We start from the raw sequence: 15,095 nt of genomic DNA, 5'->3' as shown, positions 1-15,095 counted from the left end.
AATTCCTCCTAAACGGTGGTTGGTTCCACCAATTGATGAAGCGCTTGAATCATTGCATCAGAAGAAGAAAGCAATAAATCCGTAGCAAGCTGTGCCTCTTCCTTCCAATTCGCATAGAGCACAGAGCTCTCGAGCGGCCTTTTCGCAGTGCTGGCCTGCAGCGTATACTGCTCGGCCTCCTCTACCAAAAACTCCAGCTCCATAAAGATGGCAATCATGCCGTCCAATAGATTTCTTTTCCATTGTAGCTTTCTGGCCAATGCTTCCATATGGATTTTTTTAACAGTTGGCACCTGGACGAAAAACTGGTACAACTGTTTAAAATGATCCCGGCCCGGACAGGAAAGCCGCTCCATTCCTAAATCCGGATCGCCAAACAAACAGTATATGCGCTCCGCTTGTTTGAGCAAGACACGAACCACTTCCAATTCGGAACGGCGCGTCGGCAAATCATACAAAATCACGTTGGAAGAGGCTGTGATATTCGTCTCTTCTCGACCAACCACGAACAAAGAATTCAGCTGATCGCTTGTCGCTTTCGCTGCCAAAGGTGCATAGCTTTCCTCGCGAAACAGAATGGTCACCGAATTTGATTCTGCCATCACTTGCTGCCACTTCTCTATCTTGTCACGGCTGCCTCGCCAGTCAAATACTTGCTGGTGTCCAACAGACAAATCACGGATCGTCAGCTGAGGCTTTCGATTTCCGTTCCATTCGTTTACAGACAATTCCCCTAATACGTGAAAACGAGCTTTGGGGGTTACTCTCTTTGTTACATGTGCCCAGTTGAAGCCAATTGCATCCAATGAGGTACCCGCTTTGCTCAATGTACACTTCAAATGATTGTCATCTCGCCCAATGGTGCGCATCCCTTGTGTTTCTACTTCTTCTAATAAAACGAGCGGTGTTGGATTCCCCATTCCATATGGGGCGAGCTGTTCGAGTTGCTCCGCTGCAGTCAAGCTGATCTCTTCCATGCTCATAGCAACGTCCACTTTGGTCATCGGCGTGAAGTCTTCAGCGGACAACCACTCCCCAGCGAGCTCGTTTAATTTTTGGCGTAATAAGTCGAGATTTTCTACAGGCAAGGTCATCCCCGCTGCCATCGTATGACCGCCATAGTGGGGTAGCCATTCCTTGCAAGCAGTCAGACCCTCATACATATCAAAACCTGCGATGCTCCTCGCAGAGCCTTTTGCCGTTCCTTTTTCCGGATCGATGCCAAGCACAATCGTTGGACGGTAAAAAAGCTCAACCAATCGGGAAGCTACAATCCCTACCACGCCCACGTTCCAGCCCTCTTTAGCCAGAACGAGAACATTGTTCTGGTCAGGCGGATACAGCTCATTCACCATCTGTACAGCTTCCTCAGTCATCGCTGCCACGATTTCCTGACGTTCGCGGTTTAAGTCGTCCAGGGCCTGCGCACATTTCTCTGCCTCGTCCATATCCGAAGTCGTCAGCAGTTTCACAGCGGATTCAGCCGTCTCCAGCCTTCCACTCGCATTCAGACGCGGTCCAAGCGCAAAGCCTACATGTCCCGCGGACAGCTCGGTATCGGCCAACCCACAAACTCGGATTAAGGCTTGCAGACCAAGGTTCCTTGTATGATTTAAGCGCTTTAATCCTGCTCGAGCAAGAATGCGATTTTCATCTACCAACGGCACCAGATCCGCTATCGTCCCCAATGCAGCCAAATCAGCCAAATGCAGTGGCGGCTCCTTCAGCAAGGCATGCCCCACTTTAAAGGCGACCCCCACTCCCGCCAACATATCAAACGGGTACGAACAGCCGGGCTTCTTGGGGTTAATCACAGCAAATGCCTCCGGGATGATTGCCGGAGGTTCGTGATGGTCGGTTACAATGACGTCAAGACCCAACTGGTTCGCATACGCTACCTGTTCGACTGCACTGATCCCTGTATCGACAGTGATGATCAGCTTATAGCCGCTTTGATGCAGATGCGCCAATGCGTCTTTATGTAACCCATACCCTTCTGTAAAACGGTTGGGAATGTAGTAGTCAAAAACAGCGCCGAGCTGGCGCAGTAGATGTACCATTAGCGATGTGGAGCTAACCCCATCGGCGTCGTAATCGCCGTATATGCAAATCGGTTCTTGCCTTTGAATGGCTTGTTGAATGCGATGCACGCTTTGTTCCATTCCATCCAGCAAGAAAGGGTCATGAAACAATTCTGGACCGGCTTGCAAAAAATCACGAGCCTTTTGTGATGTATCAATGCCACGTATCACCAGTAGCTTGGATACGAGCGGAGTAAGCTGACAATCTGCGGCAATACTAGCAGCAAGCTGCTCATCATAGGTGGCCAGTTTCCAGCGTGTTTTCGCTTTCAGCATGGGCTTTCCTCCAATCCTCATTCATTATAGAGGATGGAGCAGGAAGCTGACAACTGCATAAAACATACCGTTTTATGCAAAACTCTCATACGGCTTCAATCTGAGGCAAATACAGAATCAGAGAATAGAAAAACCGCAGGGTTCACCTGCGGTTTCGTCCATCTTTACACTACTTCTTTTTTCTTTTTCATATTCCGTTCTTTCAAGTTCACCCATACTTGGGCAGCAATAAAGATAGAGGAATACGTACCACTCACCAGACCGAACAGCAGGGCCAAGGAGAAGTTTTGAATGCTCTCGCTTCCCAAAACAGCAAGTGCAAGAGCTGTGAAGAATACAGTCGCTACCGTGTATACAGAACGGCGCATGGTTTGCCACAGTGACACGTTCACCAAATGTTCCAGTTCAGGAATTGTCTTGGATTTCATCGTTCTCAAGTTCTCCCGAATCCGGTCAAAAATAACGATTTTATCGTTAATTGAGTAACCCAAGATCGTCAGAAGCGCTGCAATAAAGGTAATGTCTACCTCCAACCCAAGGATGGAGAACAACGCAATCGGAATAAACACGTCATGCGCAAGCCCCACGACACACGCAATACCGAACAGCCATTGGAAGCGGATCGCGATGTAGATGGCAATTCCCACAGCAGCAATCGCAACCGCAATCCCTGCTTTTTTCACCATCTCTTGCGCAATACTTGGATCAACCGACGAAACCTGCTTCGAGACCTGCTCACCATATTTTGCTTTGAGAGCCATTTCCACTTTCATCAGTGTATCGGATGAGATGGTTTGGTCAAAACGTGTATAGGCCTGACCTTGATTTTCACCATACGGAGTGACCTTGCTGAAATTAACATTAGGAACCTCTTTCTTGATCACTTCTTCTATATCTGTCGGATTGAATTGTTTTCCAATGAATAGATCCAAGCGAGTTCCTGCCTTAAAGTCAACGCCAAGGTGAAGCCCTTGAAATAGCGTAAACAGAAGGCCGATGATAATAATCGCAGAAGAAGCGATGAAAAACTTCCTGCGATTTTTTACGATGTCAAATCTGATTACAGTATGGTCTTTATCATAGCTCACGGATCTCACTCTCCTTTACCCCGAACCAGAACGGCTTTTTAAACATGTTGGAACGGACAACCAGCCAGAGGAGGAAGCGAGACCCAAACACGTTGGTAATGATACTTACGATAATCGTCATCGCCAATACAACAGCGAAGCCTTGTACGGAGCTCGTCCCGAAAAAGAACAGTACGCCCGTTGCAATCAGCGTCGTCACGTGAGCATCGATAATCGTAATCAAGGAACGGCGTTCACCCGCACGGAAGGCAGAGAGGACTGTCTTGCCAGAACGAATTTCTTCCTGGATGCGCTCATAGGTAATGATGTTAGCATCCACGGCAATTCCCACGGCCAAAATAAATCCAGCAATACCTGGCAGCGTCAGGGTTGCATGCATCCAGTCGAGTACGAGCATACAAAAATAGGTAAATCCAGCCAAAGTAATGTTCGCAATCATACCTGGCATACGGTAAACAACTACCATGAAAATAAAGATCAGCGCAGCTCCGATATACCCTGCATATAAGGTTTTCTCTAGAGCTAGGGTTCCCAAGGAAGCACCCACGGAGGTTACTTGCTTCTCAATCAGTTTGGCTGGCATCGCACCGGAATTCAGCAGATCAGCCAATTCCTGTGCCGATTCCTGTGTGTAATTTCCAGTAATCTGCGCGCTACCACCAGTAATGACTGATTGAATGGTCGGATTAGTTTGCATCGTCTCATCCAAAAAGATCGCCATTGGCTTGTGCAGGTTTGCACGTGTAACGTCTTCTAGCTTCTTCGGCTCAGAGAATTTCAGGGTAACGAGCGGGCGTTTCAGCTCGTCATAACCAACTGCTGCCCCGTTTGGAGCCAAGTCACTTCCTTGCAGCATAATCTTGCCATTTTCATCACGGAATGTCAGATGAGCTGGCTTCCCGATCAACTCGCGAAGCTTATCCTGATCCGCTGTTTGTGATGCGATTTGAACACGAATCCGGTTTGGCAATTCGGTTGTAGTGACTGGCTCAGCCACGCCACCGATGTTAATCCGTCTTTCGATCATGTGAGCTGTTGATTTCAAAAGCTCGATATCAACTTTGTGTCCAGCCTCGAGAGGCTCTACCTCATACAGAATCTCAAACCCGCCCTGCAGGTCCAGACCGAGTGTGATGTTTCCTGCCACCTGCTTGGTCGTAGTTGCTACAAGCGTAGCCAAAAGCCCTACAACGACCAGAAACAGGAGGAATCTTCCCCATTTAATCATAGTAGTAATACCCCTCTTTCCTAACAGGGTCCCGTCCTAGACGAGAAACCAATATGCCCATTATAACGAAGTACAAAAAAACGTGTCAATTATTGCTGGAAAGGTGAACCATGGAAACCAACCCCTTGCGTTTTTCGCGATAAGTACGTATACGAAGAGGGCGGCCGGAAGTTTCTATAAAATCACTAAGAATTTTTGTACATTTGAATCATGAGGTAATTCATATACTTGTTAGGCTTCAAGGACAAAATGTCGTTGACAAGCTGGTGGATCGGCGGCATTTCTTTATAGCCGTTCGTGACGCATTCCCAAACGTCTTCAGGTGCCACATTGTCGTACCCCAAAAGAGCAAATTCTTCGGCCTTGCTTACACAAAGACTTACGACTTGCCCATACCATTCCTGTTTTTCCGCTTGGTCCATCCCAATTTCCCCCTCAAAGTAGTCATGCCGACAGCGGCACGTCCATATTCTTTACTGAGTGAATTTATCCTTGCAAAGGAGCCTTCCATGAAACAATCCTTCTTTTACGGAACGGTCATCCTCATTATTGCTGGTGGCATCACCAAAGTGTTTGGCTTTGCTCACAGGATCGTGTTGTCGCGCATTATCGGAGCGGAAGGAATGGGGCTTTATCAAATGGTTGTGCCCCTTTTATACTTTCTGATTACTGTGACGACATTCGGACTTCCGGTCGCCATTGCAAAACAAGTGGCAGAGACGGAAGCAGCTAATAATCCGCGGCTGACTCGCCGATTTTTGTTACTAGCCTTGTCGGTCGCCGGTGGGATTAGCCTCTTCATTTGCGTCCTGCTCCTCTTGTTCTCTCAATGGATTTCCGGAATGCTATTCGCAGACCCTCGTGCACACATTGTTCTGCTTGCAGCCATTCCGGTCATCCCGATTTCCGGCATTTCTCTTGTCCTGCGAGGATACTTCCAAGGCAAGCAAAACATGATCCCTACTGCCGTCTCTCAACTTGTGGAGCAAATCGTCCGAATGGCACTGGTCGTTGTCATGACGATGTCGTTTCTTTCGGCAGGCATTGAGTACGCCACAGCAGGGGCTGTCGCCAGCATTATTTTTGGAGAAGCCGCCGGACTCTTGTACATTCTCTGGCAGTATCGCAAAGGCAGCAAAAAAGCAGCAGCTCAGCTTATGGATAAGCCTCTCCTCATGACGGTTTCAGCAAGCAAAAAGAGCTTGTCACAGCTCATTCATGTCGCACTCCCCGTCACGCTTAGCCGCGTTATTGGCTCCATCGCTTACGTGCTAGAGCCGATGCTCGTTCCATACGCACTCGTCATTGCAGGATTTACCACCTCGACTGCTACTGGTTTGTACGGACAGTTTGCCGGGATGGCCGTTCCTTTGTTGCTTTTTCCCACTTTTTTAACGTATTCCTTGTCCGTTTCCCTCGTTCCTGCCGTGGCGGAAGCGGCCTATCAAAAAAATGCTCCACTCGTGCATCGCCGCATTTATCAAGCCATGCGGATTACACTCGTCATCGGAGCACCTTGTACCGTCTTGCTCACCATTTTTGCAGAACCTTTATGTGTCCTGCTCTACGGCAATGAGTATCGAGAGGTTGGCCTGCTGCTAAAAGAGCTCGCACCGTTCTCCGTCTTCCTGTTTTTCCAAGCACCGCTTGCAGCTGCCTTGCAAGGTCTCGATTACGCTCAGGTCGTCTTTCGAAATACGCTGATCAGTGCCATCGTCAAAACTGTCGCCATGTTTTTTTTCACGGCACATCCAGCATTCGGCATTCACGGTGCTGTCATTGCTCTTAATATCGGCATTACGCTTGGGACATTATTGCATTTTGCCAGCCTGATTAAAAAAATTGGTTTTACGATCGACTTTCGGGAATTCGGCAAAATCGCAGTCGCCATGCTTCTCATGGGTTATTCCGGTTCCTACATTGCCAGGTATTGGTTTATGGACGTATCGATTGGACAGCTATTGACTGCAAGCACCTTCATTAGCACCTTGCTGTACATTGTCCTGCTTGTCGCTATGCGCGTCTTGGGCAAGCAAGATGTGCGACGCATTCCGTGGATCGGCGAACAACTCGCCGTGTTCTTCCCTCGCCGCTAGCGCTTATTGCAGCGGCTTGTCTTTTTTGTCCAAATACATGATGCCACGCTCGTCAACGCTGCAAAAAGAAACCTCTCGAATGTCTTTGATTCCGTATTTCCTGATTTCTCGTTTCAGCCAAAGCTCGTTTTGTCCGATCTTGTTCAATGCTTCCGTTCTCACCTTGCCATCGAGAATCAATGGGATAGGAAGACCTCTGTACGAGACAGGACCAACCTGTTGCTTCTTCATCAACGAGAGATCTTCCCTCGTAACCTTGTCTTTTTGTTCCTTTAAAAACACACTCATCTGTCCAGTTGGCTCCAATAACGCAAATTCAACATCGGCAATGTTTTTTACGTCTTTTTGCCGCAGATGTACCATCAAGTCATCCATATTCAATCGATTGCGACGCATCGCATGCTCCCTGATTTGCCCATTTTCTATAATCAAATCGGCAGAGCCGTCCACTGTATCGCGGAATTTCTTGCTCTTTAATGACACATAAGCGAAGACGACTTCCAATAAGGCAATCAACAGCATCGGCAAATAAAACCGAAGAGCAGGCTTATCCACATCCTCAATTGCCAGTGCAGCCATTTCTGCTAGCATAATTGAGATGACCACATCAAAAACGGACAGCTTTCCCAATTCCCGCTTTCCCATCAACCGCACTAAAATCAGGAGAAAAAAATACGAGAAAAGGGTGCGAAGTAACACCATTGTAAGATTATCCACTTGCGCTGCCCCCCAAAGAACATTTGATACTAGTGTTCAACAGGGGGCAGGGAAAGTATTAGCACCAATTACAGCCACTTTCGCTTGCGGAAAATGTGAAGCATGGCAAACGTCATAGCTAGCATAATCACGAGTGCCACGATCAGCATATACGGTTCTGCTTCTTCACCCAGCCATGCGAAAGTATTCATCCCGAATAGTCCGGTGATAAATGTCAACGGAAGGATGATCGTGGAAATGATGGTAAGAACCCGCATCGTCTCCGTTGTTTTGGCACTGATGATGGTGTAGTACGTATCCAACGCACCGTTAACCAGATCACGGAAGGTTTCCGTTGAATCCGAAATCCGCTCCAAGTGGTCTGTTAGGTCGGTGTAGAACGGAACGTTTTCCTCGGAAATATCAAAGGAGTAACGGCCGTTGACGTTCGCGAAAATTCTCTTTTGCGGCATGATCACACGCCTGATTAAAATAATCGTTCGCTTCAACGCCAGGAACTCTTCGGTAATTTCCTCCATCTGATGTTCATAAATCTCGTCCTCCAGCTCGTCAATCCGCACACTAATCCGATCAATAATAGGAAAATATTCATCGGTAATCCCGTCTACAATAGCATACAGCAAATAGTCAGGACCTCTGTTCAAGTAAGAAATGTTGCGGTGACACATGGCAGCGATCCGACCGATGGTATTCATCGGGGACTTGTGGATCGTCACGATGTAGTTAGGGCCGAGAAAAACGTTCAGTTCTACCGTTGTGATCTCGTCATCGCTTTCTTCATTGTAACGCAGGGCGTGAAAAACGAAGAAATAGTAGTCATCGTACTTGTCTACCTTGGCACGTGGACTGACGTGCAGGCAGTCCTCAATTGCCAGCGGGTGAAAGTCAAAAATCTTGGCAATATAGGGCAATTCATTGTTTCCCACATCGTACAGATCGATCCAGAGCAAATCCTCTGGTGATTTCAGCCATTGATCCTTCGTTGCCAGATCAACGTCGTGAAACATCTTCTGTTCAGAGTGGTTATAAAAGTACGTTTTGATCAATCTTCCTCACCCCCGTCTTGTTCCCCATCCATCATACGAAAATTCCTATCAATGTTCAACGCGAAGATGAATACGTGAGCCAAGCCTTTCATATAGATGTACAAACACTTCCAATAAGGGGGTACATACCGTGCGAAGTGCATCCACCTCTGTACTGACCGGTCTATTGTATACGACATGTCTTGTTTTAATTGGAGCGTTGCTTGCGACCCTGCTCCTAAGCTTCACCTCGATACGGGAAGGCACGCTGCCCTATTTTACGTATGTGATCAATGCTATCGCGCTTTTGATCGGGGGATTCGTCACTGGACGTCGTTGTGGTGGCAAGGGCTGGTACTACGGCGGACTTACCGGACTCACTTACTTCCTCTTCATCCTCTTGATCGGCTTCCTAGGCTTTGACGCCCCGATGCAATGGGGGACCTTCCTGTTCTTGTTCGGTGCTTTTGGAGTGGCCGCGTTAGGTGGGATTCTCGGCGTGAATTCGGCTAATGCCAACAACAAGCATAAAGGCGGTAAACCTAAAGTTATCAAGCCTCGCCGCTAAAACAAGACAGAAAAAAGCAGGTGGATCACCCACCTGCTTTTCACATGTATTATTTGGATTCTTCTTTTGTTTCTTCGCTCTTCGCTGGTTCACTCTTAGCAGGTTCGTTGCTGGAAGAAACTACGTTGTTGATCGCGCCACGATCGAAAGTAACGTTTACGTTGTGAGCAATACGCAACGTGATAGTATCATCAGACAGGTCTTGGATTGTTCCATGCACTCCACCGATTGTTACGATCTTGTCGCCTTTTTTCAGAGCAGCAAGCATAGCGTTGCGTTGTTTTGCCTTCTTTTGTTGCGGACGAATCAGCAAGAAGTAAAAAATCGCAAACATGATGATAATCGGTAAAAACTGAGTCAAGCCATCCATGAAAAAAATCCCCCTCGATTAAAAAGATCTATCTTCACCCAATCCATATTGAGCGAAAAACTGGTCGCGGAAATCTTGCAAGCGGTCTTCGGCAATCGCCTGACGGACCTGTTCCATTAACTTCACCAAGAAGTGCAGGTTGTGGTAGGTAGTTAACCGGATGCCAAAGGTTTCCTCCGACTTGACCAGGTGTCGGATGTAAGCACGTGTGTAATTTTTGCAGGTGTAGCAATCGCAATTTGGATCAAGCGGGGTAAAGTCGCGCGCATATTTTGCATTGCGGATGACCAGTCTTCCCTGGCTTGTCATGCATGTCCCATTGCGGGCAATTCTTGTCGGCAGCACACAATCAAACATGTCAATGCCGCGGATCGCTCCTTCGATAAGAGCATCTGGTGAGCCAACTCCCATCAAATAGCGGGCTTTGCTTGACGGAAGCAGTGGAACGGTATGCTCCAGCACTTCGTACATCAAAGGAAACGGTTCTCCCACGCTCAAACCGCCGATCGCGTATCCTGGGAAATCCATGGAAACGAGATCTCTTGCACTTTGTGCACGCAAATCGTTGAACATTCCACCCTGAACGATTCCAAACAACGCTTGTTCGTTTGGACGAGTATGCGCCTTCAGGCAACGCTCTGCCCAACGGGTTGTTCGCTCCATTGATTTTTTTACGTAATCGTACTCCGCAGGATAAGGAGCACACTCATCGAATGCCATGAAAATATCAGCACCCAACGCGTTTTGAATCTGTGTCGCCTCTTCAGGACCAATAAACAGCTTCTCTCCGTTTAGGTGGGAACGGAAGGATACTCCTTCCTCCGTGATCTTGCGGAGGTTACTAAGGCTAAATACTTGAAAACCGCCGGAATCAGTCAGAATAGCACGGTCCCAATTCATAAAGCCGTGCAGTCCGCCTGCCTCTCGAACAATTTCATGCCCTGGACGAAGAAACAAATGGTACGTATTACTAAGGATGATGCCCGCACCAATCGCTTTTAACTCCTCGGGGCTCATCGTCTTCACTGTCGCTTGTGTACCGACAGGCATAAAGACAGGGGTGTCAATCGTCCCATGAGGTGTATGTAGCTTACCGAGACGTGCACCAGTTTGCTTGCATGTTTTGATTAACTCGTAGCGTACAGCCAAATCTTTGCACTCCTCAAGCTATGTATGTAAGTCTTACCTATTATAGAAAAACTTCTGGATGAAGTAAACCCACCTGACTAATAAGTATACACTTATACAGGTGGGTTGTTCACATTTTTATAAAATGAGCATCGCATCGCCAAAACTGAAGAAGCGATACTCCTCTTCCACAGCCGTTTTGTAGGCACGCATCACATTCTCTTTTCCAGCCAAAGCACTCACTAGCATGACGAGCGTAGACTTCGGCAAGTGGAAGTTTGTCAGTAGTCCGTCCAGGATGGAAAACGTGTAACCCGGATAAATGAAAATATCCGTCCAACCAGAAGTTTCCACCAGCTTTCCTCCATTCGCGCGCCCTACTGTCTCCAATGTGCGACAGGATGTCGTCCCGACAGCGATTACTCTTCTACCCTCTGCTTTTGCCCGATTCACCAGCTCTACTGTTTCCTCGGGAATCTCGTAGTACTCTGCATGCATAACATGCTCTTCCACGGAATCCGCTGATACAGGGCGAAAAGTCCCAAGTCCAACATGCAGGGTCACGTAAGCCAGCTGTACGCCTTTGGCAGCGATTTGCTCCAAGTACGGCTTTGTGAAATGGAGACCGGCTGTCGGAGCTGCTGCTGAACCGCGCTCCTTCGCATAGACTGTCTGGTAACGCTCACTGTCCTCCAGTTGCGCGTGAATATACGGAGGCAAAGGCATCGAGCCTAATTGGTCGAGAATCTCATAAAAAATCCCCTCGTACAAAAAGCGCACGATTCGTCCACCTGTCTCTGTCACATCCTCACAAACACAACGCAAAAGACCGTTACCAAAAACCACTTCTGTACCCTGCTTCATCCGCTTTCCGGGCTTTACCAGCGTTTCCCAGCGATCGTCACCAAGTGATTTCAACAAAAGGATTTCTATTTTCGCACCAGTCTCCGCCTTTTCTCCAATCAATCTGGCAGGCAAAACGCGGCTGTCATTCATGACGAGTACGTCCCCTGCTTGGAGGTGATCGATTAAATTGGTAAATTGCTGATGAGCGATATTGCCTGTTTGTTTCTCTAACACGAGCAATCTCGATGAAGTTCGGTCTTCTAGCGGGTGCTGGGCAATCAAATGCTCCGGCAAATCAAAATCAAATTGTTGCACGTCCACGAAATCGTTACTCCTTTTTGCGGTAGATCTTGTGGCAAACGACTTACTTTTCGATTGTCACATCCTGGTAGTAGTGTTGCAAGATATCTTTGTAGTCATACCCTTCCTCTGCCATCGCACGTGCTCCGTATTGCGAGACACCAAGTCCGTGCCCAAAGCCAGTACCACGGAAGATGAATTGCGAACCATTGATCTTTTCCACTTCAAACTTCGTGCTACGCAGAGGGGAGCCACCTTGTTGAAAAACAGAACGGAAAGCATCTGGTGAAGAAACAACGATTGGCGTCCCGTTTGCTTCCATCGCAATCACACGCCCAGATGGACCGCGTCCTGTCACTTTCAGGCTCGTTACGTTTCCTGAAATGCGTGGAGCCTTGTTCTTGTCATGTGCGGCATTGATCATGGCTGCGATCTCTGTAGCGGTAAACGGACCGCGCGTCCACGAATACGCATTTTCTTCTTTTACTTCAGAGAGAATCGTTACCTCTGCGCCAGAAGGCAGAACGGATAACACACGATTCGTCGTTGTACCTGGACCTGAACGCAAATTCGTATTCTCAGTCGAAATGACCGCTATTCTTTGTCCCGCTGAATTGCTCTGGCCTGTTTCGGTTACCAGATCACTTCTTACATAGCCGAGCGTACCGTCTGCTAAAGCCACGCGATACCATACGCTCGCATTGTCCATCGGATAGGTGTCTTTACTCTCGACAGATCGCAAATAAGGAACAGGATTGCCCCATACTTCTGTACCGTCCGCCGTCATACCGCCTGCATTGGAATAGAAGAGCGACTCGGCTGGTTTGCCTTGATAGTAAATGATTTCGCCTTCTGTCTTGTCGACAGCCTCACGTACATCATCAGACTCTTTTGTATAACCGTAATACGCCTGTTCAAAAACCGTATCGGACACATTGGCAACGCCATACTTATTGCCTTGCCACACAGCACGAGTTCGCGACAGGACCGCCTGTGTCTTCAATGCTTCTATCGGCCAGCCTGGAGCCATTTCAGAGCCAACCACTCCATACAGATACTCTTCCAGCGAAAGCTCATTTACTAGTGTCAAGTGACCATTGTATTCTGACAGCTCCATCTCACCGCGATATGTACGCTGCTCTCGTTCTACAACGCCAATCACCGATTCATCGCCTGCTTTATTCGCTTCAACTGTCAGCTTAACTTGCGGGGAGAATACATACTTCCAAATCACTTCATCCGGTGATCCGTATACATCCTGCTTCAATATAACATAAGATTGGCTGTCTGGCTCCTGATAGGAGAACGAAGGAAATGCGGCGTTTGCTCTTCGTTTCAATTCTTTCACGGCATCAGGACTAACCTCGTCTCCGATCCAAACCGCAAATTTGACTTTGTCCCCATCTGATACCATTACAGGATAAGCAGGAATACCTGCTGCTTCAAATGACGCTTGCCATTCTTGTGCTTCCGTTAAGCTTTTGAATTTACCCGCTTCGAGTCGATGCGGACCTTTTACCTGCGGATTCTGCCCCATTGCTTGGGCAACCGTTTTTGCCTGATTGGCAGCAGCCTGATACGTGTCATACGTTCCGCTTACAACCTGATAGACGGTCTGCCCGTTACGCTTTGCCACCTGGATTGAGCCCTCGTATTTTCGTTGGCTCATTTGCTGTGCGATCTGCTGTGCGCGATTCCAGTCACCTGTTTCAGCAACGGTCAGATAATATTCATCAACCCGGTAACGAGCTGCATCTCCCTTTAATTCGGGTAAATCTGTCTTGCCTTCGGGTCCATTGAGCACGACTTCCATTCCATTTTCAGCAGTCAGCGTAATAGAAGGAACTACTCCCCGATAGCCTTGTCCTGTATCCACAAATAGCGCAACTCTAATATTGTCGCCGGCTGCCTGCGCTGGTACTTGTCCTCCTACGAGAACTACTGATAGCAGGCCCACCGAAAGGACTTTCCCCATCCATTTCTTTCTCATGTCGTCCATTGTCCTTTCTCCACCTGATTTTCAACAAAAATTGGCATGTCTTCCCATGTTTTTCGACAATCACAGGCTAATCTCCTGCCTTTTTCGTAAAATGGGACCAAACGCCCGCACGCAAAAAAACCACCGGAACGATGAGCTCCGATGGCCTCCACACTTGCCTATTTAAACAGCCGGAATAAATACATGCCAAGAGACAGGACGATGCTAATCACAATACAAGTCACAATCGGAAAGTAGAACTTGACGTTTTCCTTTTCTACTACGATATCTCCCGGCAAGCGCCCCAGCGGCAAAAATCTGCCTCCTACCTGCCACAAAAGACCGATTACGATTAAAGCAGCACCACCAATAATGAGTAGCTTGGCTACAGGATTCACGATTTCATCTCCCGACCAAAGTGTTGGTACGCACTCGGGGTGAGAACCCGCCCCCGCGGCGTCCGCTGCATAAAGCCAATCTGCATGAGGTATGGCTCGCAAACATCTTCCACCGTTTGTGACTCTTCTCCGATTGTTGCTGCGATTGTATCCAGTCCGACCGGTCCACCGTCAAAGCGATCAATAATCGCTAGCAACAATTTGTGGTCGATATGATCGAGACCGCAGGCATCCACTTGCAATCTTTCCAGCGCTTCTTTGGCAATCTCTGTCGTAATGACACCTTCGCCTTTTACTTGGGCAAAATCGCGGACCCGCTTCAGCAAACGGTTTGCCACCCGGGGTGTTCCACGTGAACGTCTGGCAATCTCCTCTGCTCCACCTTCTCGAATGACGACCTGCAGGATGTCGGCTGCCCGCGAAACGATAAAGGTCAGTTCCGGGACTGTATAAAACTCCAGGCGATTAACAACCCCAAAGCGATCTCGAAGCGGCGCGGACAGCATTCCAGCCCGCGTCGTAGCCCCAACCAGTGTAAATGGTGGCAAATCTAAACGGACACTGCGAGCACTTGGCCCTTTACCAATAATGATGTCCAGCGCAAAATCCTCCATAGCCGGATACAAAACTTCCTCGACGCTTCGGTTGAGCCTGTGAATCTCGTCAATAAACAGGACATCACCCTCTTGCAAATTCGTCAAAATCGCTGCCAAATCACCGGGACGCTCAATTGCCGGACCGGACGTTGTGCGGATATTCACACCCAGCTCATTTGCAATAATTTGCGACAGGGTCGTCTTCCCCAGACCAGGCGGACCATACAGCAGTACGTGGTCCAAAGACTCTTTCCGCATTTTGGCAGCTTCAATAAAGATTTTCAAGTTTTCCTTCACATGCTGCTGACCGATGTATTCATTTAAATAGCGAGGACGGAGGCTCAGCTCCGCCGCATCTTCTTCCCAATTCATATGCGTCGTGATGATCCGAGAATCCAAA

At 48.2% G+C, this 15,095-nt stretch carries 14 protein-coding genes; 2 read left to right on the top strand and 12 right to left on the bottom strand.

Translation table 11 applies throughout. The features are described 5' to 3' along the window. Positions 1–8: 8 nt before the first annotated feature. From recJ to C7R94_RS13210, 4 genes are all read right to left on the bottom strand, one after another. A complete protein-coding gene (recJ, locus tag C7R94_RS13225) occupies positions 9–2,357 on the bottom strand; it encodes a single-stranded-DNA-specific exonuclease RecJ (RefSeq protein ID WP_106781788.1) in 2,349 nt (782 codons plus the stop codon). A gap of 164 nt (positions 2,358–2,521) precedes the next feature. Further along, positions 2,522–3,445: a protein translocase subunit SecF gene (gene secF, locus C7R94_RS13220; protein WP_106781786.1), complete on the bottom strand. Its 924-nt coding sequence runs from the start codon at positions 3,443–3,445 to the stop codon at positions 2,522–2,524. Further along, positions 3,435–4,673 (bottom strand): protein translocase subunit SecD, encoded by a 1,239-nt coding sequence (secD, locus tag C7R94_RS13215; RefSeq protein ID WP_083995162.1) that lies wholly within the window; start codon positions 4,671–4,673, stop codon positions 3,435–3,437. The genes secF and secD overlap by 11 nt, the downstream gene beginning before the upstream one ends. Positions 4,674–4,858: 185 nt before the next feature. Further along, positions 4,859–5,095, bottom strand: coding sequence for a post-transcriptional regulator (locus C7R94_RS13210; RefSeq protein WP_047072757.1), 237 nt, complete (start codon positions 5,093–5,095; stop codon positions 4,859–4,861). 87 nt (positions 5,096–5,182) lie between these two features. Here C7R94_RS13210 and spoVB point away from each other — a divergent pair, with 87 nt between their 5' ends. Further along, the gene (gene spoVB, locus C7R94_RS13205) at positions 5,183–6,769 is read left to right on the top strand and encodes a stage V sporulation protein B (protein WP_106781783.1); all 1,587 of its coding nucleotides are present in this window, start codon (positions 5,183–5,185) and stop codon (positions 6,767–6,769) included. A 3-nt stretch (positions 6,770–6,772) separates the two neighbouring features. Here spoVB and C7R94_RS13200 read toward each other — a convergent pair whose 3' ends face one another. Next, a complete protein-coding gene (locus tag C7R94_RS13200; RefSeq protein ID WP_047072760.1) occupies positions 6,773–7,486 on the bottom strand; it encodes a DUF421 domain-containing protein in 714 nt (237 codons plus the stop codon). A gap of 68 nt (positions 7,487–7,554) precedes the next feature. Then, on the bottom strand, positions 7,555–8,532 hold the full coding sequence (gene corA / locus C7R94_RS13195; RefSeq protein WP_007717563.1) for a magnesium/cobalt transporter CorA: 978 nt from the start codon (positions 8,530–8,532) through the stop codon (positions 7,555–7,557). A 130-nt stretch (positions 8,533–8,662) separates the two neighbouring features. Between corA and C7R94_RS13190 the strand changes: the two genes are divergently transcribed. Further along, positions 8,663–9,079: a TIGR04086 family membrane protein gene (locus C7R94_RS13190; protein ID WP_106781781.1), complete on the top strand. Its 417-nt coding sequence runs from the start codon at positions 8,663–8,665 to the stop codon at positions 9,077–9,079. A 49-nt stretch (positions 9,080–9,128) separates the two neighbouring features. On the opposite strand, the gene yajC is transcribed toward C7R94_RS13190, so the two are convergent. The 6 genes from yajC to ruvB form a co-directional block, all read right to left on the bottom strand. After that, positions 9,129–9,449 (bottom strand): preprotein translocase subunit YajC, encoded by a 321-nt coding sequence (gene yajC, locus C7R94_RS13185; RefSeq protein WP_106781778.1) that lies wholly within the window; start codon positions 9,447–9,449, stop codon positions 9,129–9,131. Positions 9,450–9,467: 18 nt separating this feature from the next. Then, a complete protein-coding gene (gene tgt / locus C7R94_RS13180; RefSeq protein ID WP_106781775.1) occupies positions 9,468–10,598 on the bottom strand; it encodes a tRNA guanosine(34) transglycosylase Tgt in 1,131 nt (376 codons plus the stop codon). Between the two features lie 117 nt (positions 10,599–10,715). Then, the gene (gene queA, locus C7R94_RS13175; RefSeq protein ID WP_106781773.1) at positions 10,716–11,744 is read right to left on the bottom strand and encodes a tRNA preQ1(34) S-adenosylmethionine ribosyltransferase-isomerase QueA; all 1,029 of its coding nucleotides are present in this window, start codon (positions 11,742–11,744) and stop codon (positions 10,716–10,718) included. Between the two features lie 43 nt (positions 11,745–11,787). Then, complete coding sequence (locus C7R94_RS13170) at positions 11,788–13,722, bottom strand: SpoIID/LytB domain-containing protein (protein WP_106781771.1); 1,935 nt, start codon at positions 13,720–13,722, stop codon at positions 11,788–11,790. 158 nt (positions 13,723–13,880) lie between these two features. Continuing rightward, positions 13,881–14,099 carry a DUF2905 domain-containing protein gene (locus C7R94_RS13165; protein ID WP_012685583.1) on the bottom strand — a complete coding sequence of 73 codons (219 nt, stop codon included), beginning with the start codon at positions 14,097–14,099 and terminating at the stop codon, positions 13,881–13,883. Continuing rightward, the gene (gene ruvB / locus C7R94_RS13160) at positions 14,096–15,094 is read right to left on the bottom strand and encodes a Holliday junction branch migration DNA helicase RuvB (protein ID WP_012685582.1); all 999 of its coding nucleotides are present in this window, start codon (positions 15,092–15,094) and stop codon (positions 14,096–14,098) included. Before ruvB ends, C7R94_RS13165 begins: the two co-directional genes overlap by 4 nt. Position 15,095 lies beyond the last annotated feature (1 nt).

It is taken from the genome of Brevibacillus sp. NRRL NRS-603 (assembly GCF_003013445.1).
Taxonomy (GTDB): Bacteria; Bacillota; Bacilli; order Brevibacillales; family Brevibacillaceae; genus Brevibacillus; species Brevibacillus formosus.
The sequence above is the reverse complement of the archived record's forward strand: the minus strand, read 5'-3'. Positions and strand labels throughout refer to the sequence as shown.

Bases quoted from the DNA above. Each gene is read 5' to 3' on its own strand.
- recJ (WP_106781788.1), bottom strand. From the start codon at position 2,357: ATGCTGAAAGCGAAAACACGCTGGAAACTGGCCACCTATGATGAGCAG.
- yajC (WP_106781778.1), bottom strand. From the start codon at position 9,449: ATGGATGGCTTGACTCAGTTTTTACCGATTATCATCATGTTTGCGATT.
- C7R94_RS13210 (WP_047072757.1), bottom strand. From the start codon at position 5,095: ATGGACCAAGCGGAAAAACAGGAATGGTATGGGCAAGTCGTAAGTCTT.
- C7R94_RS13170 (WP_106781771.1), bottom strand. From the start codon at position 13,722: ATGGACGACATGAGAAAGAAATGGATGGGGAAAGTCCTTTCGGTGGGC.
- secD (WP_083995162.1), bottom strand. From the start codon at position 4,673: ATGATTAAATGGGGAAGATTCCTCCTGTTTCTGGTCGTTGTAGGGCTT.
- spoVB (WP_106781783.1), top strand. From the start codon at position 5,183: ATGAAACAATCCTTCTTTTACGGAACGGTCATCCTCATTATTGCTGGT.